The sequence below is a fragment of the Aquimarina sp. Aq107 genome (genome assembly GCF_943733665.1).
In the GTDB taxonomy this organism is placed as follows: Bacteria; Bacteroidota; Bacteroidia; order Flavobacteriales; family Flavobacteriaceae; genus Aquimarina.
Genome location: NZ_OX030782.1, coordinates 4,495,626 through 4,517,781, shown reverse-complemented (window position 1 = coordinate 4,517,781; position 22,156 = coordinate 4,495,626). Strand labels below are relative to the sequence as shown.

21 protein-coding genes are annotated in these 22,156 nt (G+C 30.4%); 3 read left to right on the top strand and 18 right to left on the bottom strand.

The genetic code is table 11. The features are described from left to right. Positions 1-81: 81 nt before the first annotated feature. From NMK29_RS19560 to NMK29_RS19535, 6 genes are all read right to left on the bottom strand, one after another. Complete coding sequence (locus tag NMK29_RS19560; RefSeq protein WP_108803299.1) at positions 82-639, bottom strand: YbhB/YbcL family Raf kinase inhibitor-like protein; 558 nt, start codon at positions 637-639, stop codon at positions 82-84. Positions 640-728: 89 nt separating this feature from the next. Continuing rightward, on the bottom strand, positions 729-1,568 hold the full coding sequence (locus NMK29_RS19555; protein ID WP_108803298.1) for an AraC family transcriptional regulator: 840 nt from the start codon (positions 1,566-1,568) through the stop codon (positions 729-731). An 11-nt stretch (positions 1,569-1,579) separates the two neighbouring features. Next, positions 1,580-2,095, bottom strand: coding sequence for a hypothetical protein (locus NMK29_RS19550; protein ID WP_159092207.1), 516 nt, complete (start codon positions 2,093-2,095; stop codon positions 1,580-1,582). Positions 2,096-2,143: 48 nt separating this feature from the next. After that, the gene (locus NMK29_RS19545; RefSeq protein WP_159092206.1) at positions 2,144-2,743 is read right to left on the bottom strand and encodes a hypothetical protein; all 600 of its coding nucleotides are present in this window, start codon (positions 2,741-2,743) and stop codon (positions 2,144-2,146) included. A gap of 193 nt (positions 2,744-2,936) precedes the next feature. Next, a complete protein-coding gene (locus NMK29_RS19540; RefSeq protein ID WP_108803295.1) occupies positions 2,937-4,484 on the bottom strand; it encodes a response regulator in 1,548 nt (515 codons plus the stop codon). Positions 4,485-4,676: 192 nt separating this feature from the next. Continuing rightward, a complete protein-coding gene (locus NMK29_RS19535) occupies positions 4,677-6,875 on the bottom strand; it encodes a response regulator (RefSeq protein ID WP_108803294.1) in 2,199 nt (732 codons plus the stop codon). Between the two features lie 403 nt (positions 6,876-7,278). Here NMK29_RS19535 and pbpC point away from each other — a divergent pair, with 403 nt between their 5' ends. Beyond that, positions 7,279-9,606, top strand: a complete 2,328-nt coding sequence (pbpC, locus tag NMK29_RS19530) for a penicillin-binding protein 1C (protein WP_234424259.1) — start codon at positions 7,279-7,281, stop codon at positions 9,604-9,606. Positions 9,607-9,664: 58 nt separating this feature from the next. On the opposite strand, the gene NMK29_RS19525 is transcribed toward pbpC, so the two are convergent. From NMK29_RS19525 to NMK29_RS19495, 7 genes are all read right to left on the bottom strand, one after another. Further along, positions 9,665-10,570 carry a hypothetical protein gene (locus NMK29_RS19525; RefSeq protein ID WP_108803292.1) on the bottom strand — a complete coding sequence of 302 codons (906 nt, stop codon included), beginning with the start codon at positions 10,568-10,570 and terminating at the stop codon, positions 9,665-9,667. Positions 10,571-10,685: 115 nt separating this feature from the next. Continuing rightward, a complete protein-coding gene (locus tag NMK29_RS19520; RefSeq protein WP_108803291.1) occupies positions 10,686-11,153 on the bottom strand; it encodes a CYTH domain-containing protein in 468 nt (155 codons plus the stop codon). Between the two features lie 98 nt (positions 11,154-11,251). Next, positions 11,252-12,085 (bottom strand): DUF2911 domain-containing protein, encoded by an 834-nt coding sequence (locus NMK29_RS19515; protein WP_108803290.1) that lies wholly within the window; start codon positions 12,083-12,085, stop codon positions 11,252-11,254. Positions 12,086-12,103: 18 nt separating this feature from the next. Further along, positions 12,104-13,207: a helix-turn-helix domain-containing protein gene (locus tag NMK29_RS19510; RefSeq protein WP_108803289.1), complete on the bottom strand. Its 1,104-nt coding sequence runs from the start codon at positions 13,205-13,207 to the stop codon at positions 12,104-12,106. A gap of 30 nt (positions 13,208-13,237) precedes the next feature. Continuing rightward, positions 13,238-13,933: a hypothetical protein gene (locus tag NMK29_RS19505; protein ID WP_108803288.1), complete on the bottom strand. Its 696-nt coding sequence runs from the start codon at positions 13,931-13,933 to the stop codon at positions 13,238-13,240. Between the two features lie 110 nt (positions 13,934-14,043). Beyond that, positions 14,044-14,712, bottom strand: a complete 669-nt coding sequence (locus NMK29_RS19500) for an NAD(P)H-binding protein (protein ID WP_108803287.1) — start codon at positions 14,710-14,712, stop codon at positions 14,044-14,046. A gap of 137 nt (positions 14,713-14,849) precedes the next feature. After that, entirely contained in the window at positions 14,850-15,380 is a 531-nt protein-coding gene (locus NMK29_RS19495) for a hypothetical protein (protein WP_108803286.1), read from the bottom strand. A 214-nt stretch (positions 15,381-15,594) separates the two neighbouring features. Between NMK29_RS19495 and dinB the strand changes: the two genes are divergently transcribed. Continuing rightward, positions 15,595-16,692, top strand: coding sequence for a DNA polymerase IV (dinB, locus tag NMK29_RS19490; protein ID WP_108803285.1), 1,098 nt, complete (start codon positions 15,595-15,597; stop codon positions 16,690-16,692). A 102-nt stretch (positions 16,693-16,794) separates the two neighbouring features. On the opposite strand, the gene NMK29_RS19485 is transcribed toward dinB, so the two are convergent. The 5 genes from NMK29_RS19485 to NMK29_RS19465 form a co-directional block, all read right to left on the bottom strand. Further along, positions 16,795-17,322 carry a DUF6252 family protein gene (locus NMK29_RS19485; RefSeq protein ID WP_108803284.1) on the bottom strand — a complete coding sequence of 176 codons (528 nt, stop codon included), beginning with the start codon at positions 17,320-17,322 and terminating at the stop codon, positions 16,795-16,797. 130 nt (positions 17,323-17,452) lie between these two features. Continuing rightward, positions 17,453-18,598 carry a methionine aminotransferase gene (locus tag NMK29_RS19480; RefSeq protein WP_108803283.1) on the bottom strand — a complete coding sequence of 382 codons (1,146 nt, stop codon included), beginning with the start codon at positions 18,596-18,598 and terminating at the stop codon, positions 17,453-17,455. Between the two features lie 69 nt (positions 18,599-18,667). After that, positions 18,668-18,865: a hypothetical protein gene (locus NMK29_RS19475; RefSeq protein WP_108803282.1), complete on the bottom strand. Its 198-nt coding sequence runs from the start codon at positions 18,863-18,865 to the stop codon at positions 18,668-18,670. A 208-nt stretch (positions 18,866-19,073) separates the two neighbouring features. Further along, positions 19,074-19,232, bottom strand: a complete 159-nt coding sequence (locus tag NMK29_RS19470; protein ID WP_159092205.1) for a hypothetical protein — start codon at positions 19,230-19,232, stop codon at positions 19,074-19,076. Positions 19,233-19,429: 197 nt separating this feature from the next. Further along, on the bottom strand, positions 19,430-21,127 hold the full coding sequence (locus tag NMK29_RS19465) for a response regulator transcription factor (protein WP_108803281.1): 1,698 nt from the start codon (positions 21,125-21,127) through the stop codon (positions 19,430-19,432). Between the two features lie 357 nt (positions 21,128-21,484). On the opposite strand from NMK29_RS19465, the gene NMK29_RS19460 reads away from it, so the two are divergent. Beyond that, positions 21,485-22,150 carry a succinate dehydrogenase cytochrome b subunit gene (locus tag NMK29_RS19460; protein WP_108803280.1) on the top strand — a complete coding sequence of 222 codons (666 nt, stop codon included), beginning with the start codon at positions 21,485-21,487 and terminating at the stop codon, positions 22,148-22,150. The last annotated feature ends 6 nt before the right edge of the window (positions 22,151-22,156 follow it).

Here is a 22,156-nt window from a genome sequence, read left to right as displayed (position 1 = left end):
GATAGAATAGAGATGATGTTTTATCATCACAATAATTATATATGCAAGTCTAACGGCTTGCATATATAATTATAAATAGTTTTATTTCTTGCTTCTTTGATAGTATGCCACGATGCTTGCTTTAGCAAGCGTATTATTCCATAAATAATACCCAACTACAGCAGGATTAGTATTTTCATTTAATCCAAGAGTATCTGTTTTTAATGCATAAACTGTAATAATATATTGATGTAAACCGTGCCCTTCTGGAGGACAAGGACCACCATATCCATTTGTTCCATAATCGGTAATACTTTGAATAATTCCGTCAGGTGCTAAATTTAATTTAGTGTTTCCTGCATCAGATACTAATTCATTAATATTTGTGGGTATATCAAATACAACCCAATGCCACCATCCACTACCTGTTGGCGCATCAGGATCATACATAGTTATAGCAAAACTTTTGGTTCCTTCGGGAGCATTTCTCCAAGATAATTGTGGTGATTGGTTTTTTCCAGTGCAGCCAAAACCATTAAATTCTTCATTAATAGTGGCTTCACCGCCCAAATTTTTGCTAGATAAGGTAAATGTATTTTGACCAAAAATTGAACCTGAAAAAGCAATAATAACTGCTAATATTAAATTCGATGTTTTCATAATATTTGTTTTTTAATTTCAAGAACAAATTTATGATGCAGAGCACGATATTCTGTATTGAGTTTAGTTCAAAAAGTATTGGTAAAAGCTCAAGTTGATTGATATTGTTTTGGAGTTACACCAAATTTTGTTCTAAAAGCTTGAATAAAATTTGAAAGATTTTCATATCCGATTTCTTCAAATATATCTGATGGTCGTTTTGATTTGTTTTTTAATAGAAAAGCTGCGTGTTCGAGTCTTTTATCCAAAAACCATTTGCTGGGTGAACTATGGAATTGTTTTTCAAATTCTCTTTTAAAAGTAGATACGCTCATATTTGACAGGAAAGAAAGTTCTTTTAATGTTAGTTTATTTAATGTATTACTCTCAATAGTTTGTATGAATTTTTGGGTTTGATTATCATTATTATTAATTAAAGAGTACAAAAAATCTACTCCCTTTTGTTCTATTAGATATAACATTAATTCTTCAAACTTAGTGTGCAGCATCTTAGCTTGAATGGCTTTAGAGAGTTTAGAAATATCTAAAAGGCTGTCTACAAATCGTTTTATGAAAACATCATAGTTAAATGAATAAGTCGAGTAAATTTTTTTGGTACTTGTAGATTGGAGTTCAAATTTTCGAATAAATTTTACTACATCTTCCTCAGAAAAAAAGAATAGAATACTTCTATAAAATTTTGAATCATTAGAAAGTTTCTCAGTCATCAAACAATGTCCTGATTTCATTAATAAAAACTTAGTGTTATCAATTGCATAAGAAGAATTATTAAAAAAAACTTCCTTGCTTCCTTCCTGAAGAAAACTAAAGGTATTTTTGTTTAATTGGATTTGTTGCTTATCTATTTCGGTATTATTTTTATAATCAAATACTATGATTGAAACAGAAGATTTTAAGTTTAATTCATCTGGTAGTGTAATTGTATTCATTAGGGTTTTAACTAGTTTTTATCAGTTTCGAATCCATAAATAGTAGTTTGCATGCCAGCAATTTTCCAAGACCCATTTATCTTTTCCATAAGTCTTGTTTCACGTTTTAATCCACGTAAAGAGTCTTTTAGTTCATAAGTTACCCAAGCACCATTGCCGTAAAGACGTAGGTCTATGTCGTTTAATAGTTTTGGTATAGGTTCTGGTTCTGGATGTTCCTCAATAAAAGTTTTTACATATAAGCTTATTTTATTCCAACCCACAGATTCTGAAAAAGTACTGTCCGCAAAGTTGATATAAGTTTTTGTTATTTTTGGATCATGTACCCACGTTTTTTTCCAGCCTTCGTAATTTCTGTTAAACGCAGCTTTGGTTTCATTATTTAGCGTTTTTAGTATAGCTTTTTTTTCTTGTTCTATGTCAACTGTTTGTTTTGTGGTTTGATTAAAATTATCAGGTTTAGAGTCTTTGCAACTTAAAATTAATAGTAAAATAATGGGCGCGAATATTGAGAATACTTTGTTCATCATCTTTTGTTTAATTGACTTATTTCTTAGGTGCTTCGAAAGAAGTTACTAGTTAGAACTGCTATTGGTCTTTCGTTTTATGTTTCTTCGCATAAATAGTAATAGTAGAATTGTTGAGCTTAAAATTAAGCTAAGTAATAAGATATCCCAATCTCCATTTTTTACTTTGTTTTCAAACTTATCAAGATTAATTTGATTTCTAATCAGGGAATAGTTTCCTAACGCTACGTTTGAATCCATGTCTACATTTAAATATTCTGTTCTACAAGAGAAAAAGTCATATTCAGTGTTTGCAGAATTATCCAATGCATTGGGCGAAACTAAATAATAACTGTTAATTTTAAAATATGATAAGTATGGTCGACATAACATACCATTATCTCCTAATATTTTTATTTTTTTTCGTTTTTCGTTGCCTTTATATTTTTTTATTATTTCAACAGTCATTGAATATGGCATTTTACCATTATGACCTAAGATATCTTCGTCAAGGTATTTGTCAAAGGAAATTATTTTGACTAAAGCAACGAACTCTGAGTTTTTTATGGTTCTACTAAATGAATCATTCCAAGCAAATGAGCAACTACAAGCAAAGACATCCGACGAGTAAAAGAAGATAAATAATACTATTAAAACAGAGCGTGCCAAGATTGTTTCTTTAAAGAATGCCAATCAAGTTATAATAAATAGTATTATTACATCCATCATCTTATTTCATCATTTATAACGATTTACAAAGATGTTGTTTTATGGCTATTTCAATTATAGATTTTAAAAATAACTTAAAATTTTGCATTTAGCAAAATGATATAGTGCTAGGTAGAAAGTTTTGTTAAATACATTAATTATTAATTTCAATACTATTAATTGTTAGATTTCGGAAAATAGCATCCTTAAGATCATTTTTATTAAGAGGCTTGTTTACGAGATCATTCATGCCTGCTTTTATACATTCTTTTTCTACTTCACTAAGTTCAGAAGCGGTTAATGCAATAATGGGAGTAGAGGTATCAAATTCTCTAATCTTTAGCGTTGCTTGCATACCATCTAATACTGGCATATTAATATCCATAAGTACAATGTCAAATGTTTCTTTTTGTAATATTTCTAAAGCTTCCTGACCATTTTCTGCAATTGTACTTTGACAATGAATATTTTTTAATAGGTTTTTAGTTACTATTTGATTGATTTTATTGTCTTCTGCAATTAGTATTTTTGTTGGGAATGAATTTGAGTTATCTATATTATCAGCCTTATTTGGTTCCAAAAAAGAATCTTCAGGGATGTCAACATTAATGGTAAAAAAGAAATTAGAACCAATATCTTTTGCACTATGACAATGTATATCACTATCCATTAGGTTTAATATTTTTTTCACAATATGTAACCCTAGTCCAGTGCCCTGTTTGTTGTCGTAGACGCTTCCTAGTTGTGTAAATTCTTCAAAAATATATGCAATTTGATCTTCTGGAATTCCTATACCTGTATCCTGTACTTCGAATCGTATAGTAGCGGTATTTGCTTTTTTATCTATAAGCTTTGCTCTAATCCATATGGTACCATTTTCTGTAAATTTAATGGCATTACTAATCAGATTAATTAATACTTCAGAAATTCTGATCGTATCAATATTAATAATTTCCGGAAGAATTTGATCATATTCTAGCTTAAGTTTATTGTTCTTTTGAGAAGCTTGATACTCTAAAGTTTTAATAATACTTTTTACATGAGAAAGTAGGTTTACTTTAGAGCTTATTAAGTTTACTTTTTCGGAGTCTATTTTGCTAACATCTAAAACTTTGTTCACTAAGCTAAGTAAGTAATCGGCGGAAAAATTCAGAGAATTTAATAATTCAATATCTTTTTCTGGTCGTTCTTTGTTTTCTAACAACATAGAAGATATTCCCGCTACACCGTATAAGGGAGTTCTTAATTCGTGACTAATAGTAGAAATAAATTGAGATTTTATTTTACTTAATGTTTCTGCTTGGTTTTTTGCTTCGGATAGTTCTATGTTTTTTAGCTTTAGAATATCGCTTGTTTTCTTTTTTGCGTGATATTCTCTAAAGTAAAAGAACAACACACCAAATACTAGTACGAGCCCTACAATGGTTATGTATATGATCGTTTTATTATTTTTATCAATACTAACTAATAAATCCTTTTCTCGTTGACTGACTTTTAGCTGACGTTTATATTCTTCTACTTCGTGAATATCGGATTGAATGCTATGTAGGAATTCAATTTCTTGTTGTTTTTGAAATTCTGAGCTATCAGATAATTTGTTTAAAGGGTTTAAATCATTAGTGTTTTTAAATTCTTGTCTGGATTGTGCAAATAATATGCAGGGGAGTGCAATTATTGCAAACAATAATGTGATTTTTTTCAAGGGGAGTTGAGTTTTTGAATTGAGTAATTTGTGTGGGTATTTTTATCTTATATAAAAGGGTTTATAATAAAACAGTTAACTATGTCAAACCCCTAATTTTTTTACTGTAAAAATATAATTAAAGAGTTTTTGCAAAGTTATCGCTAATATTTTATAAGAATATAATTTTTTGGGGAAATTTCAGTCAAAAATTTATTTATGATGTTTTGCAATACAGTTTCTTAGGTCTTCTTTGTTTAATGGTTTATTGATAAGATCATTCATTCCTGCCTTTTTACACTCGTCAGAGACTTCACTAAGCTCTGAAGCTGTCAATGCAATTATTGGCGTAGTAGTGTCAAATTGCCTAATTTCTAATGTTGCTTGAACTCCATCCATAACGGGCATGTTAATATCCATTAAAATTAAATCAAAAGATTCTCTCTTTAGAGTTTGTACAGCTTCTATTCCATTTTCCGCCATTATACAACTACACCCAATATTCTTAAGCAAGTTTTTAGTTACTAATTGATTGATTTTATTGTCTTCCGCAACAAGAATCTTTGCAGAAATATTAGTTGCACTTTCCTTATTTTCGGATTCGTTGTTTAGGTCATTTAAGCTTTCGGCAACGTCTAATTCTAAATCAAAATAAAATAGAGACCCTATGTTTTTTTTACTTTCGAAATGAATTTGAGTACCCATTACTTGAACAAGGTTTTTAACAATGGAAAGTCCTAAACCGGTTCCTTGTTTATTATCATAAACACTTCCTACTTGAGAAAATTCTTCGAAAATATAATCTTTTTGATCTTCGGGTATACCAGTCCCAGTATCCTCTACTTCTAATCTGATGGTAACGGTTTTATCAGTAGTTGACAATAACTTAATCCTAAGCCAAATCTTTCCTTTCTGGGTAAATTTAATTGCATTTCCGATTAGGTTGATTAAAACCTCAGAGATTCTTAAAGCGTCTATGTAAAGTAATTTTGGAATGCTGTGATTATAATCTAGAATTAAGGTGTTTTCTTTTTTATGAGATTGATATTCAAAAGATTGTAGTATGTTCTGAGACAATGAAAAAAGATCTGTTGGTGTTTTGATAAGTTCTTTTTCTTCCGAATCAATTTTACTAATCTTTAAAACTTTATTCACTAAATCAAGTAAATAGTCAGCTGAGAATTTAAGTGAATTAATTAACTTTTTATCTTTCTCTGATTTAGTATCATTTTCAAGTAAAATGGAGGAAATACCTACCACTCCATATAGAGGAGTTCGCAGTTCATGGCTAATAGTAGAAATAAATTGAGATTTGATTTTACTTAATTGTTCTGCTTGAGATTTAGCTTCGGATAGTTCTAGATTCTTAAATTCTAATATTTCCGAGATTTTTTTCTTTGATCGATATCCTCTGTAATAGAAGAAAACTATGCCCGCTAATAATAAAAGTGCTGTAGTGGAAATAAAAATAATCTTTTTGTTATTTTTATCTATATCTAATAATAAGTCTTTCTCTCTTTTTGCTATTGCTAGCTCTTGTTCGTATTGATCTACTTTAAACCTCATTTTGGTGGTCTCATCGGTTTTGGATCTTGCATTTTCAAAAACTTTCTGATCATTTTCATTCAATAACTTTAGGTCATTAATTGCTTTTGTATAATCACCTATCTTTTCGTACATCTCTGATCTATATCTATAGAAATAACTTTTTCCTTTTGGCCAATACGTTTCATCTCTTAAGTATTCGAAGGATTTATCGAAGTTTTGCTCTGCTTTTATGATGTTGTTGTTATGAGCATAATTTCTCGCTCTTAAGAGGTAAAGCGAACTTCGATCTGTTTGCACACTATCTGGAATTGTACTGTCAATACTATCAGCTTCTCTTAAATACATAGAAGCTTCATCGAACCTGTCTAGATCCATATATGTCCATATTAGATTATGTAACGGTATCTGGTATTGTTGGATATGAGGATTTCCTTTTCCTAGTTTGACGGCTCTTTTATAATATTTTAAGGCATTCTCATAGTCATTGTTACCATCGTAATATACATTTGCTAAACTATTAAGTACATATGGTAAAAGAACTTTATTTTTTGTTTTTTCTGTATATTCTAATGACTTTAGAAAGTTTTTGGTAGCATTTTCATAATCGATGATTTCGTATTGTACGGTTCCCATTAATAAATATCCATGTGATAAATAATGGTTATGACCTAAATCCTGAGCATAATTAACCACTTTAAAAGCGTATTCTAATGATGCATACATATCATTAGAGACTCTTAGTTTCTCTGAAGTTCTCAGTAAAACATCTAAAGTGTCAATTTTCTCAAATAGAGGCTTTTCTTGTGAGAAAGAGGGAAGTGAAAAAATAATTACAAAAAATATATATACTGGATTTTTTTTCAACGTAAAACAACTTTTATTAAAAATGATTATACTCTATGCAATAACATATTTGATTGCATTATATAATTTCATTTTTACATTCTAAGCCCCAATATTTTTAATGATTTAGCGAATGTAATCATAGCTAATTGTTTTTAAGAGTGATATAATTTAATGAAATTATAGGGTTTATTTGTTAAGATATAAGAGAAAATTGAGTTTTAAAGATTAAGAATTCTTGACTAAACGGGGAGATTTACGCTTTTTTTATGAAGCGTTTTTTGTTGTAATTATCGATTAAGTCTTTGTGGTAATTTATTTAAGTATAGTTTTATCGGATATCTAAAGACATTTACATAAATTTCAGCGTTGTTATTAATTTATACTAATCGTAAGAAAATTGTTTAGCCGATTCCGATATTATGTGAAGAAGCATCCTAAGAGATTTGTTCTTATTGGAGTTTTTCTTATTTGGTATTATTTTTCCTTACCAAAACCATTATTTGATGATCCGACGGCAACCGTTTTAGAAACCAGATCAGGTGAGTTATTAGGTGCTAAAATTGCAAAGGATGGACAATGGAGATTTCCCGAAACTGATAGCGTATCTAAAAAGTTTGAACATTGCATTCTAGCATTTGAAGATCAACAATTTTATAATCATTTCGGTTTTAATCCAGTTTCGATGGTTGAAGCTGTTAGTGAAAATATAAAAGCAGGCAAAATAGTTAGAGGTGGAAGCACGATTACTCAACAGGTCATAAGGCTTGCTCGAAAAGGGAAAAAGAGGACCTATTTCGAGAAATTGATAGAGTTAGTTTTGGCCACAAGATTAGAGTTTGGAGCTTCTAAAAAGGAGATTTTAAGATTATATGCTTCCAATGCTCCTTTTGGAGGTAATGTTGTAGGGATCGATATGGCTTCTTGGAGATATTTTGGGTTACCTGCTCATCAATTATCTTGGTCAGAAAGTGCAACTTTAGCAGTTTTACCTAATGCTCCATCATTAATTTATCCTGGAAAAAACCAGATACAACTATTACGTAAAAGAAATAGGTTACTTAAGACTTTATTAGAACAAGAAGTTATTGATTCTCTAACTTATGAGTTATCTATAAACGAATCTTTGCCTCAAAAACCATATCGTCTTCCGCAAGAAACACCACATTTATTAGATCGGGTTGCTTACACTAATAGAGGGCAAAGAGTGCGGACGACTATAAATAGATCTTTGCAACAAAGAGTGAATCAATTAGTAGGACAACACTATACATTGTTACGCCAAAATGAAGTACATAATATAGCGGTATTGGTACTAGATGTTGAAACTAGAGAAGTGATGAGTTATGTAGGTAATTCACCAACAGATAAGATTCATCAAAAAGATGTAGATGTTATTAGAGCTGCAAGGAGTACAGGAAGTACACTCAAGCCCTTGTTATATGCCGCTATGATGGATAAAGGCGAATTGTTACCTGAGCAACTGGTATCTGATGTGCCTACTGTAATTGCTGGATATAGTCCTATGAATTATGATGAAACTTTTAGTGGAGCAGTGTCCGCTAGTAGTGCTTTAGCAAGATCTTTAAACATACCTGCGGTGCGATTATTACAAAAATATGGATTACAGCGTTTTCGAGATGAACTAAGTGTGTTTAAGATCAAAGACCTTAAGTATAGTGCAGATCATTATGGTCTATCATTAATTGTTGGAGGGGCAGAAGGTAATCTTTGGGATTTATGTAAAACGTACGCTGGATTCTCTGGGACGCTTAATCATTATGAAAACTCTTCTAGTGAATATTTCACCAATGAATTTACAGAACCAATTGTTATAGCAAATGAAAAAGTCGATTTCGGTAAAAAAGTAAAACAAAAACCGGTTGTAGGAGCAGGTAGTATCTGGTTAACTTTTGAATCTATGAAAAAAGTTAATCGTCCTCAAGGAGATGAAGCTTGGGAATTTTATGATTCATCACGAGAAATTGCTTGGAAAACAGGAACTAGTTTTGGAAATAGAGACGCTTGGGCTATAGGAGCAAGCAAAGATTATGTAGTAGGAGTATGGATTGGTAATGCAGATGGAGAAGGAAGACCAGATCTTACCGGATTAAACTCGGCAGCACCTTTGTTATTCGATGTGGTGAATCTATTACCTAATTCTGATTGGTTTCCGATACCCTATGATGATTTAGTCATGACTAAGGTTTGTACTAAAAGCGGTTTTTTAGCATCAAAAGAATGTCCGGTTAAAGATTTCTATATTCCTTTGGCTGGAACCAAAACCAAACCTTGTCCATATCATCAATTAGTTCACTTAGACCCTGTAAAAGAATACAGAGTGAATTCTTCCTGTGAATCTGTAGATCGGATGATACATCAACCTTGGTTTGTGTTACCACCTTTGCAAGCGTATTATTATAAAAATAAACATGCAGATTATAGATCTTTACCTCCTTTTAGGTCCGATTGTAGAACTGATTTATTGGCAAGTATGGCTTTTATTTTTCCTAAAGGTAATAGTAGTGTTTATCTACCTAAAGGGTTTGATGGTAAAATAAACGATGTAGTTTTAAAAATTGCTCACACAAAACCAGAGACAAGAGTGTTTTGGTATATCGATGATCATTTTGTGGGAGTTACTAAGCAGTTTCATGAAATGCCTGTGCAGCCAAGTCCGGGAAAACATGTTATAACTGTGTTAGACGAAAATGGGAAAGAGTTAAAAAAGAAAATAGAGATAAAAGAATAAGTCTATATCCTAGTTCAAGAATTAGGATATAGACTTTGAGTTTTTGATTAATAATTGATTATAATGGTTTGTATACTAAACCAAAAGAAAAAGAAGTTTCTCTGTTAAAATTACGACCATCTAGGTTGTGACTATAGGCTGTAGAGACACCTATTTCATTTTTATATACAGGTATATATAAGTTTAGATTTAAATTGGTGTAATCAACTTCTGTTTCTGGAAGCGCTCTAGGTCCACCAGCTTCGACAAATTCTGGGGTCCCAATATCTAATCCATCCATAGAATCCTGCACGGCTAATTGTACATGTGTATAAAAATGGCTGTTAAAATATCCAATCTTAATACCATATACCTGAGCATTAGGTACGTCAAAATCACTATTATCTTTTAAACTATATCCATACTGAAGTTCTGTGAAAAAATTAATATTTGTAGTTAGTTGGGCTAAAACATTTGCGTGGATACTATTTGCATTATTTCCTAAAGAAAGAACACCTTCTTCTTCGTAATTACCAACAGGAATACTAGTGCCAACCGCAGCGCCCAACCCTAATCTTCCTAAGGATTTCACATTTTTTTCTAGTATTCTTCCTTTTATAAATATACTTAGATCTTGAATCCCATCAACACTAGAAGTTCCTTGGACAGGATCTGGTTCTCCATTCTCACTTTCTATAAAAATATATGGCAAATTAAGAGAAGCAGATAACCAATTTGTGATTCCATATTCTCCATATAAATTCACAATATATGAAGATATTGCACCCAATCCTGCTGGATTTCCATCAGTAAGTTCATTTCCTTGATAGAATCGATCATATTGTTTGTAGGAATAGCTAGGAGCAATGGTGAGCTCATTTTTTTGTGGATAGAATCCACTAACTTCTGTTTGCGCTGCTATCGGAGCAGATAGACATAATACGAGTAATATCCCTAAAAAGGACTTCTTAGATTTGTGTAACATAAATATTTTATTAATGGTTAATAAGCCTCCTTAGACGGGGATAATTCTCCTTTAATTACATTTAAAAATGTTACAAATTTGTTAATTGAAAAATAGTTAGTTTAAGATCTTTTTTTTACCAATTTCTGAATGGATGCCTACTTAATTGCGAATTATAGAATTTAGAATCTCCGGTGACTTCTTTTCCTAACCAATCGGGTTTTGTAAATGTTTCATGTTCATCAGATAATTCTATTTCTGCTACAATCAAACCCTCATTTTCACCATAAAATTCATCTATTTCATAAGTGTGATCTCCTACTGTAACTTCATAACGGGTTTTTTGGATAACACCTTTTTCACATAATTGTAATAACGCTTGCGCTTCTTTAATATCAATTTCCTTTTCCCATTCAAAGCGAGAAGTGCCTGAATCATTACTCTTTCCTTTGATAGTTAAAAAACCTTTTTCTCCCTTGATTCGAACCCTTACGGCTCTTTCGGGATTAGAATTTAGATACCCTTGAGATATTTTGGTTTTTTTTTGAGCTATATCTTTAAAAGAAGTAGATTTTAGTAAGAATTTGCGTTCAATTTCAATCATGAATGTTATATAATAGTACTCTTCTCTAAAAGAGTAGATTTGAAAATAATAATTTTTTGCAATTTTCAAATCTACACTTAGAAATTTTAAAAAGATCCTTACTTAGACCATTTTTTGATATTTCTTTCATTTAATCTAATCAGATCTTTGTTTCCTGCTTTTTTTGATAATTCCAGAGATTTTTTAGCCACAGTGATAGCTTCTAGTTTTCTATCCATATCAGCCAAGATTAATGATTCGCGATATACTTGAAACAATAAAGGGTTTTCTGCTTTAGTAACTTTTTGAATATAGCTTAATGCGGTATTTAGATCTCTTTGTGTCTCGTGTAAATATAATGCCGCTTGGAAATAATCAAAATTTGATGGACCAGAAAGTGTTTTCTCTATATTAGACATTGTTTTTTCGTGTGTGTTAAATTTTAGTGGTAGTATTATTTTTATGGTACCCCAAGAAAAAACTAGTTCGGCACTATCAAGAGTTATGCTATCTATATAGATTAAAAATGATTCTGAGATCTCCTTTTTTTCAATGGTTTTGGTTGTAATACTTGCAATAGGTTTTTGATTTACATAAGTATTCCAATTTCCTGATTTATAACTATAGAAATACACTTGCCAATTGGATTTTTCAGGTTTAGTAAGAATGGTATAAGTTCCTTTTTTTAGTATTGTTCCCGAAATTGTTATATCATCGTTAAACGAAATTTTAGTAGCAGCGTTTGCACCTGTACGCCATAACTCGCCAAAGGGAATAATACCATTTTCTCCAAAAATGATTCGATTTCTTTTACTAGGTCGAGAATATTCGATCTCAATTTCTGTTAACCCGACGGTTTGTGTAGTTTTAGAAGATGGACTTAGTGCAGGAACTTTAAGTTGAGCGTTCACAGTCGCGACAGTAATTATACTGAATAAAAATATTTTGAACATGATGTTGTTTTAATAAGATTATAGATTTGAGAAGTACTCTTTTGGTGTGGTACCCATTAAATCTTTAAATGATTTGTTAAATGTAGTTTTAGAATTAAAACCTGCTTCTTGAGCAAGACCGTAAAAGGTCATGTTTTTAGCTTGATCAGTTTTTGCCAGCGCAATAAATTCTTTGATTCGATAGTAGTTTACATATTCGAAAAAATTCATCCCGATACGTTCATTTAATAAACGAGCTATCTCTGGATTGCTCACTCCAAGCATTTCAGCCAATTCTGATTTTAGTAATTTTCTATTTAAGTAAGGTTTTCTTTCTATCATTAAATGCTCTAATTGAGATTTTAAATGATCCAATTCTAGATTAGATAGTTTAGATTGGGCGTATTTTTTAGGAGTTAGTAGTGAAGTAACTTTAAATAAATCAGGTTCTTTCATACCATAAAAAGTTATGAATAATATTATTAGCGCAATGCTTATCCAAATAACTTGCCAACTTGTTCTATTGAATAAATCCAGATCTAGAAGCCAATTAATAAACATGATGGACCAACAAATCAAACAAATCCCTATCGCAATCAGAAAATTAAAGAAGAACTGAGATTTGATATGATAACTTAGCTCATTTTGAATGTCTTTTTTAAATTTTAGAAAAATTCTGAGACTCATAACCCAATATGTAATATTGAATAGTAAACCTATGGCAATAAAGACTAAAGTGATTTTAAATTGCTCTCCGGTTGTATTTCTAGTTTGTAATATCTTATCTGATGGTATTATAAATGCGATAGTAACACCAATGTTATATGCCACAGCAGGTAAATAATGAAGTAATTCTTTATACGAAAAAGGTTGGTTTAATAAACTAGATCGTGTAAAAAGATAAATAGTAGCTCCAAATAATAGAGTTGAAAATTCTGAAAAAATAACCCATCGATAATTATCACCGAAAAAACCTGAAATATACAGAACGCGTCCTGTTAGCCCAATGGAAAGTACCAATACTAGAAATGCAATATATTTATTGATGTTTTTTCTTTTGTCTCTAGAAAAAATATAAATAAATAGCAAAAACAAGCTTTGAAAATATCCAAAATAGACAAGTTGATTTAGGAATGTCTGCATATAAACAAGATCTTTTTCGGGTTTAATATACTAGTTTAATACAAACTGATTTACGTGTAAGATACCTTTATGATTCATTTTAAGATTTTCTTTATAAAAAGAATCAAATGCAGCTTTGCTTTCCCATTGAGTAATAACGAGTAGATCCGGATTATGATAATAACCTACAACAGATTTTCCGTTTGTGAGCTCTATAATTTTTTTACCACCATTAGCTGATGATTTTTGTAACCATAATTCCTTGAATTTCTTGAAAGATGTAGTCTCTTTTTTCCAGTACGATGTAGCAACGTTGTATTTGTTTTTGTCTATTTTGAAAGAAATGTCTTGAGGCATTTCGTAATATGTTAAATTAAATAACGACCAAATATTTCTTCGTTGTACATGAAAATCTGGAACAATACCCTCGATTTGAGCTATAAATTCTTCGCGATTTTTTAAATCTTTCCATTTACCAAATATAAAATTAGAAGGCTGTATATTGCCTTGAGTTGTTTCTGAAATACCGAAACCGGGTAATGGTTTGTAGGTTTTTTCGATGCCGACAGGAAAGATAGTTTTTTTGTATTTCTCGAAGTCTTTTTTGGTTCCAGGTTTAGTAGTTAATAATAGAATATCTAGAATTTCACCCTTTTTAAAATTATAAGATTTAATATCAGATTGAGCAAAAAGACTGAGTGTAAATAAACAGCTAGCAGTTAAGATTAAGCTTTTGAATAACTTCATAATTCATCAATTTTTAATTATTTGTACTTTTTTGAACAAATTTAGAAGCTTAGATAAATACTCAGTAATAATAGGGGCTTAGAAAGATACGTATACGGTATATGAACTAATTATATATGTTTTTTGGTGTGAATCGTTTGTATTTCATCAGAAACTATTCTTTTCTTTTCAGAGAAGTTATTTGCTAACCATATCATTGCCGATGCTATGGTTGTAGGATGAATAGAACGGTATTTTTTTAAAGGTCCTAAGAGTAGAGGATTTAGAATCTTCATGAATTGTTTAAAAAAAAATTCTCCTGCTCTTTTTTCATTTCTTTTACCGCTAATTAATGAAGGTTGTAAAATATGCGTTTTTAGTATTTCAAATCCTAATACAGCCTCTTCCATTTCACCTTTAGTGCGGTTATAAAAAATCTTACTATCGCTATCAGCACCTAATGCAGAAATTACTATAAAAGTCTCAATTTTATTTTGAACACAAAGCTGTGCTGCCGTAACAGGTATTCCGAAATCAATTGAACGATAAAGACCTTTGTCTGGAGTTTTTGAATTTGTGGTTCCTATACAACAAAACACTTCATCAGCCTTAAAATTGTCGGAGATTGATTTTAGTTGCAGTACGTTAATCAAATGTTCTTCAATTTTAGAATGCAAAATCCCTATTTCTTTTCTTGAAAACAGTTTGATTTTAGTATAACGATTATCTTTAAGTAATGATGTTAAAAGAATCCTACCAGTTAATCCTGTTGCGCCAAGTATGATCGCTGTTTTGCCCATTTATAATAGATTTTATGTAAATATAATGAGCAATACCATTATGTAACTTTAACCTACAATGAATATCCGTGATTGTTTGTATACAACAATACGCATTAATAGTACTTTTTAAAAAGAATATAGAAATAAGAATAATGTTATTTCTGCTCTAACATTACAGCGCTTTCTGGAGTACAATTTTCATCTCCATCATCTTTCGTAAAAACTAGATTGACCGCAACCTTATCCTTACTTTGAGAATCAATCTGTAAAATAATATCAAAGCTTTCTTTTTTGTCTTTATATTTATCTACTTCTAAAGATTTTCCATTATGACTTATTGCAAAAGGCTCTTTATTCGCTTTTACGATTGAGGCTCTACCTCCAATAGTTTTATTACAAGTAGCATTATTAAAGGTTAGGGTATATTGTATTGCAGTATCTGATATCCATTGAATGGAAAGGTTCTGACTAAAATTACCTGCATTTTTTTTGGAATTCTCTCCTTTTTTTGAAGAACCAGTTCCTTGTATAGAATAAGTTCTCGGATTCGAGTTGTTCGTGATAGTAACATCACTTACATTTTCAGAATTGACAAGATTGTTATTAACTGTAGTGTCATTTGGAGATTTGCTTTCTGATTTACAACAGATAAATGCAAAGAGTAGCAGTAGGGTGTAATTTTTCATTTTTTTAAATATAATTTAGTTCAAATTGATTGGGATCAATAAAGCAAGATATTATTTTTATCTCATAAAATCTATACAAATATAGTAATATCATTTTTTAGAAGTGTTTAAGAGCCAAATATTTACTCGCTAAATCTCATAATTTGAGTTGATAACCAGTATGTTGTGGTTCATTTAAAATGATTTATAACTATTATTTTTGTAACGGACAAGAATGAAAAGCGATAGAAAAATTATACACGTAGATATGGATGCATTTTATGCATCTGTTGAGCAAATGGATAACCCAGAACTTAAAGGAAAACCTTTAGCGGTTGGTGGTGGTGGAAAACGAGGTGTGGTAAGTGCAGCGAGTTATGAGGCAAGAAAGTTTGGTGTGCGTTCTGCAATGCCTGGATTTACGGCCAGAAAACTATGTCCTGATCTATTGTTTGTTAGACCTAGGTTTGATAGATATCAAGAAATTTCTAAACAGATCCGTAAGATATTTTTTGATTATACAGATTTAGTAGAACCACTTTCTTTAGATGAAGCATATTTGGATGTTACCGAAAACAAAAAAGGGAATCCAAGTGCATCTTTGATTGCCCAAGAAATAAGACATCGCATTTTAGAGGAAGTTGGATTAACGGCATCTGCAGGAATATCTATTAATAAGTTTATTGCAAAAGTAGCTAGTGACTATAACAAACCAAATGGACAGAAAACTGTAAATCCTGAAGAGGTATTAGATTTTTTGGAAGATTTGGATGTCAAAAAATTTTATGGAGTAGGAAAGGTTACACAAGCTAAAATGTATCAGATGGGTATTTATACAGGTAAGGATTTAAAAACAAAATCTGAAGAGTTCCTTACTGAGCATTTTGGTAAATCTGGAGGGCACTATTATAATATAGTTAGAGGAATTCATCTAAGTGAAGTAAAACCAAATAGAGAAAGAAAATCATTAGCAGCCGAAAGAACATTTAATGAGAATATATCCTCTGAGATATATATGTTAGAACGCTTAGAAAATATTGCCGAAGAATTACAAAAACGATTAAAAAGGAGTGAAGTTGCTGGAAGAACGGTTACTCTAAAGATTAAATATAGTGATTTTACGTTACAGACACGGAGTAAGACATTACCATATTTTGTTAATGACGCGGATATTTTATTAGAGACATCGAAAGAACTATTATATCAGTCAGAAATGAAAAATTCGGTACGTCTTTTAGGAATTTCTTTGTCTAATTTGAATACTGGAAATAAAGATCAAAAAAAGAAAGAAAAAGAAGAAATTGAGATTATACAGCTGAGGTTTGATTTTTAGTAAGTTTCTTTTTTTAGCATTACTAAAGGAATTAGTTGTAAAATTAAGTAAAAGTCAGCTAAGTAACTGACTTTTACTTTTTCAATTTTTTAATAATGATTCTTACTCATATATGTATTTAAATGTTCCATCGGTTATGTTGAAATCAATTGGTGATGAAGGGTCAGCGGTTCCATCCACTGTTGTAAATGAAAAAGTTCCGGTTACAGTGTTTGTTGAGGTATTTACTTCTGTGATCTCAATTGTGCCATTTTTCGTAGATTCATCTATTTCGTTAGTAAGGTCTAAAAAGTCGATAAAGTGAGAAGGTGTGGTGTCGAAGGTTTCAGGACCTGTTTCATAAGAACCAACAATAATATCACTCTTTTTTAACCAAATTTTAATTTCTTTACCTCCGATAACACCTCCCTCTCTACCAATTAATAAAACAAAGTCTTCTTTTGGGAAGTAATTGAAAATAGTTGTGCTAGACGATTCATTGTTTCCAAAAGGATTATTGGCTTGGAAATCTTCTCCATTAATTTTAGCCGTCATTGCGTAATTACTATTTTCAGGTGATGAGTCATCTGACGAACATGATATAAAAGTTAAGATTGTAATAGTAATAAAAAGGATAAATTTAATTTTCATAAAGCTCTGTTTTTAATAAATGATTAGCATAAATGCATCTCAGAATAATTTTAGATTTTATATAAGTAACACTTTACATTAAAATGTTACTTTATAATTCAGCTTTTGAAGCTTAAATATTAGGATAAGATTAAATACTACACAATATTTCTGCAGCACTTTTTAGAGTATCATCCGTTTTCGCAAAACAAAATCGTAACACTTTATCATCTTGTTGATTTAGATTAAATACTGAAACAGGTATAGAAGCAATTTTGTGTTCTTTTGTTAACCTTTCGGCGAAAGCTACATCTCCCTCATCCGTAATATTGGTATAATCTAGTAATTGAAAATAAGTCCCGGCAGCTGGGACGTATGAAAATCGAGAATCTTTAATTAATGATAAAAATAAATCTCTTTTTTCCTGATAAAAATTGGGTAAAGACATATAATTTTCAGGAGTTTTTAAATATTCGGCTAAGGCATATTGCATAGGGTGATTACTACAGAATACATTAAATTGATGTACTTTTCTGAATTCTTTCATCAACTCTTTAGGAGCTATACAGTATCCCATTTTCCAACCGGTAGTATGAAAGGTTTTTCCAAAAGAAGCAGTGATAAATGCTCTTTCGGATAATCCCGGAAACCTTGCAACACTCTGATGCGGTTGACTGTCAAAAATTATATGTTCATATACCTCGTCACTAAGTAAAATAATATCCGTGCCTTTTAATAAATTTTCTAGTTTTAGCATATCCTCTTTGGATAAAATTGTTCCTGTAGGATTATGAGGTGTGTTGATAATCATCATCTTGGTTTTAGAAGTAATTTTATTAGCTACTTCTTCCCAATCAACAGTAAAGTTAGGAGTGGATAATTGCACAGGAATAACGTTACCTCCAAAAAGTTCTATAGAAGGTTCATATGAATCGTAAGCAGGTTTGAAAATAATAACTTCATCTCCTTGGCGGATAAAAGCAGAAATAATAGTAAAGATCGCTTGGGTTGCACCTGAAGTAACGGTTACTTCAGTATCGGGGTGATAATTACTATTATATAAAGTATTTGTTTTTTCAGCAATGATTTCTCTAAGAGATACCAAGCCAGGCATAGGTGCATATTGATTATATCCTTTTTGCATAGCTGAGTTTACAAAGTCTATTAATTTTTTATTTGCTTCAAAATTTGGAAACCCTTGAGACAGATTAATTGCTTTGTATTCATTTGCCATATTACTCATAACAGTAAAAATAGTGGTTCCTATATTTGGCAATTTGGTGTTGATATTTCTCATATATAAATTAAAAAAAGAAGGTATAAAAAAACCCTGAATATTCAGGGTTTATAGATGAGAAATAAAAGCTTATAGAGGTTTGCAGATTTTATGCAATGCATATGGATATGCTATTTCGCAAGACCAATCAAACTCTCCAGTCACTATAAAACAATCCCTTCTTGTTTGGCATCCAATAGGATATTGTATAGTACCTCCCTTAATTCCCTTTTGCTGCTTTTTGTCTAACTGCTCAACATCTTTTAATTTTAGAATTTTAGATAACATAATTTTGTGATTTAAATTATTAAAGTATTTCACCTACTCTGTTATAAGGTTTTCGGTTTACCCTTATTTAAATCAAGTACTCGCAGTACAATGATTCTTTATTCAAGGTAGATCTAAATGAATATTCAAAAAAACAAAACATCCGTATTTTATGTAAAATACGGATGTAAAATATAGATGAATTAAAAGGGGTTAATTTTTTAATGATTTAAAAAACATCATCGCATATGCATATACTATGATGGGTTCCGGTATCTGGTTTTGTAGGATCGCAATCTCCACCTTTTATTTTTATCATTGCGTGTTGATTAATCTTAGCAATAGTAAGCTTTTTTAAATGAATCGTGTTTTTTTGTTTTGTTTTCATGATCGTAATGTTTTAAAATAAATATTCGCCTTATGTATTCCGATAAATGCGATATTAATATACTTTGATTAGTTGTTAAATCATAAAAGACTAACCGTATTTTAAAGAAATTAAGGTAGGATTTGCACATTAATTGAAAACGCTCTTTTGACTTTAAGATAAGTCTGCTTCATTTTAAAATTATGGAATGAAGTTAATTAAATTTCATTCTGATTATTTATTTTTTTAATATAGTAAGACGGATTTAATCCTGTCTTTGATTTAAAATGTTTAGTAAAAGAATTATCGGTTTTGTAACCAATTTCTAAGGCAATCGATTTAACAGAAAAGGATCTGAATTTTTTGTCGTTTTTTAATCTTTTTAAAGCGTATTCAATTCTTAAGTTATTAATATAATCGTTAAAACTAGTTGCCTTATGCGTTTTAATAATTTTGGATAGATATGTGGTGTTTGTTTTTACTTTTTTAGACATTGATCTAAGATCACAATCAGTGTTTAAAAAATATTCTTGATTTTCGAGTTTTTCTAATCCTTTTAGTACAGCAGTTACTTTATCGTCATTAATTACTACTGCTTGTGCAAGGTTTTTCTCTTTTGATTCTAGAACGTTTATTTTTTCGATTAGTTCATTAAACCGCTTTTTATTATTTTTTTGATTTCTGAAATATTTAAGAACAATAAAAAACAAAACAACGGAGACAATTAGTAAAATAAAAAAAGCTAATTCCTTATAGCGTTCCTGTCTGATTTCCTTATTTTTATGTATTTCTATTTGATTTTTTAAATCATCAATTTCTTGATTATATAACTGTGTGATCGTTTTATCTTTAGCATCCTGAAATTGATCTTTCAATTTATTGATCTTTTGAAACCAATGCATTGCTTCATTGGTTTTGCCGGTTTCGGTATAACAATTTGCTAATAATATATATATATCGAGTGCTCTGATGTTTCGAGAATCTTTTTCTTCTAATATCGATATGCAACTATTTAAATAAGAGATTGCACTATCATATTCTTTTTCTTTATAAAGAGATTTGGCAATAAAGTAATATAAGTTTAGTATGGATTTTTTTTGGGTAACTTCGTTTTTGATTAAGATTTTTTCTGCTTTGCGAAAATATTGCCAGGCTTCAGCTTGTTCATTTTTGTTTAAAGCAACGATTCCTTTTTTTGTGTACAAATCAATTGATCCAATTGAATAATCTAACTCTTTAGAAATTATAAGGCCTAGATCAGTGTAATGTAAGACAGAATCATATTTTTTTTGGTCTAAATAAATTTCGCTTATTATGGTAAGCATCCTGACATGATTTTTAGTGTTCTTATCTTCGGATTTTTCTAAAATATTTAATGAGTTCTTGCAGACTTTTAGAGCTTTATCCAACTTCTCCATTCTTTTAAGAATGATAGCTTTTCCGGAATTAGCAATAAACTGATTTCTAGTATTATTGTATTTGTAAGCAATGTTTAACCCTTTATTGTAGTAGTCAAGGGATTTTTGATTTTTCCAATCTTTTAAATAACCATTACCTAATCCTATAAAATATTTACTTAACATAGAGTCATTCTCCGTGTGCTTAATAGATTTGACCGCATTGTTTAAATAATAGATGTTTCGGTCGAATTGTCCTTTGTCATAATAATGTTCAGATATATCATAATAATGTTCTGCTAAAATTAGGGGATCTAAAGCAAGAGTAGAAAGAGCAATTTCGAATATTTTACTTTTTTGAGAATTGGAATTCTTTAAGTATGTTACTAATTGTTCCGGTGATTTAACTTGTAAACTATCGGAGGCAATTGACTGATTTACATTTGTTTTTGTTAATGATTTTCCGGAACACCATAGTGATGTTAGAAATACAATTGTTAATAGGTTTCTTTTAATCAAAAAGTAATGTGTTAAAGTTTGAGTATTATTCAAAAGTAATATTTTTGCTTTTTTATACTTAAAGAAGTCGATAATGAACTGATTTAAGGTTTCTTTTTACAATATTGGTTTTGAAATGTGAACCTTTAGAGCATAAACAATAAGTGTCATATGAAGTAAAATTATGATAATTTTAAAAAAGAACATTGTCTTTTGTTCAAAGTTAGTACTATATTTCAAACGATTTCGTAATGAAGACTCAACAAAATTTGAATTCTATTTTAATTCATTATAAATACTGCATTACTGTATCAAAATCTTGTTAAAAACAAGTTTGAAGCTTATTTTTGCTAATCAAATTTTTAAACATTCTTAATAATGAGTGGATTGATAAAATCTTCAATAGCTAGAAAGGTTGCCATGGCACTTTCGGGACTTTTCTTAGTGTTTTTCTTATTACAGCACTTTACGATCAATTTTACTTCTATTTTTAGTCCGGATACTTTTAATGAGTTGTCCCATTTTATGGGTACAAATCCTTTGGTTCAATTTGCGCTGCAACCCGTATTAATTTTTGGAGTAGTTTTCCATTTTGTAATGGGATTTATTTTGGAAGTAAAAAATAGAAATGCAAGAGCGGTTAAATATGCAAAATATAGCGGTGGGGCTAATGCTTCTTGGATGTCACGAAACATGATTCTTTCAGGTTTGGTAATTTTAGCATTTTTAGGATTACATTTTTACGATTTCTGGATTCCAGAAATGGTTCATAAATATGTAGAATTTGCACCAGAAGATCCAACTCGTTACTATCACGAGCTCTTAGAGAAATTTGTAAGTCCAGTACGCACAGGAATATATGTGCTTTCATTTGTATTCTTAGCATTACATCTTTGGCATGGTTTCGCGTCTTCCTTTCAATCAGTTGGTTTTAATAATAAATTTTCTGTGGGAGCAACTAAGTTTGCTAAGGTGTTCGCTATTGTAATTCCTCTTGGATTTATAATCATATCCTTGGTTCTTCATTTTAATCATAATCATTAAAACCAC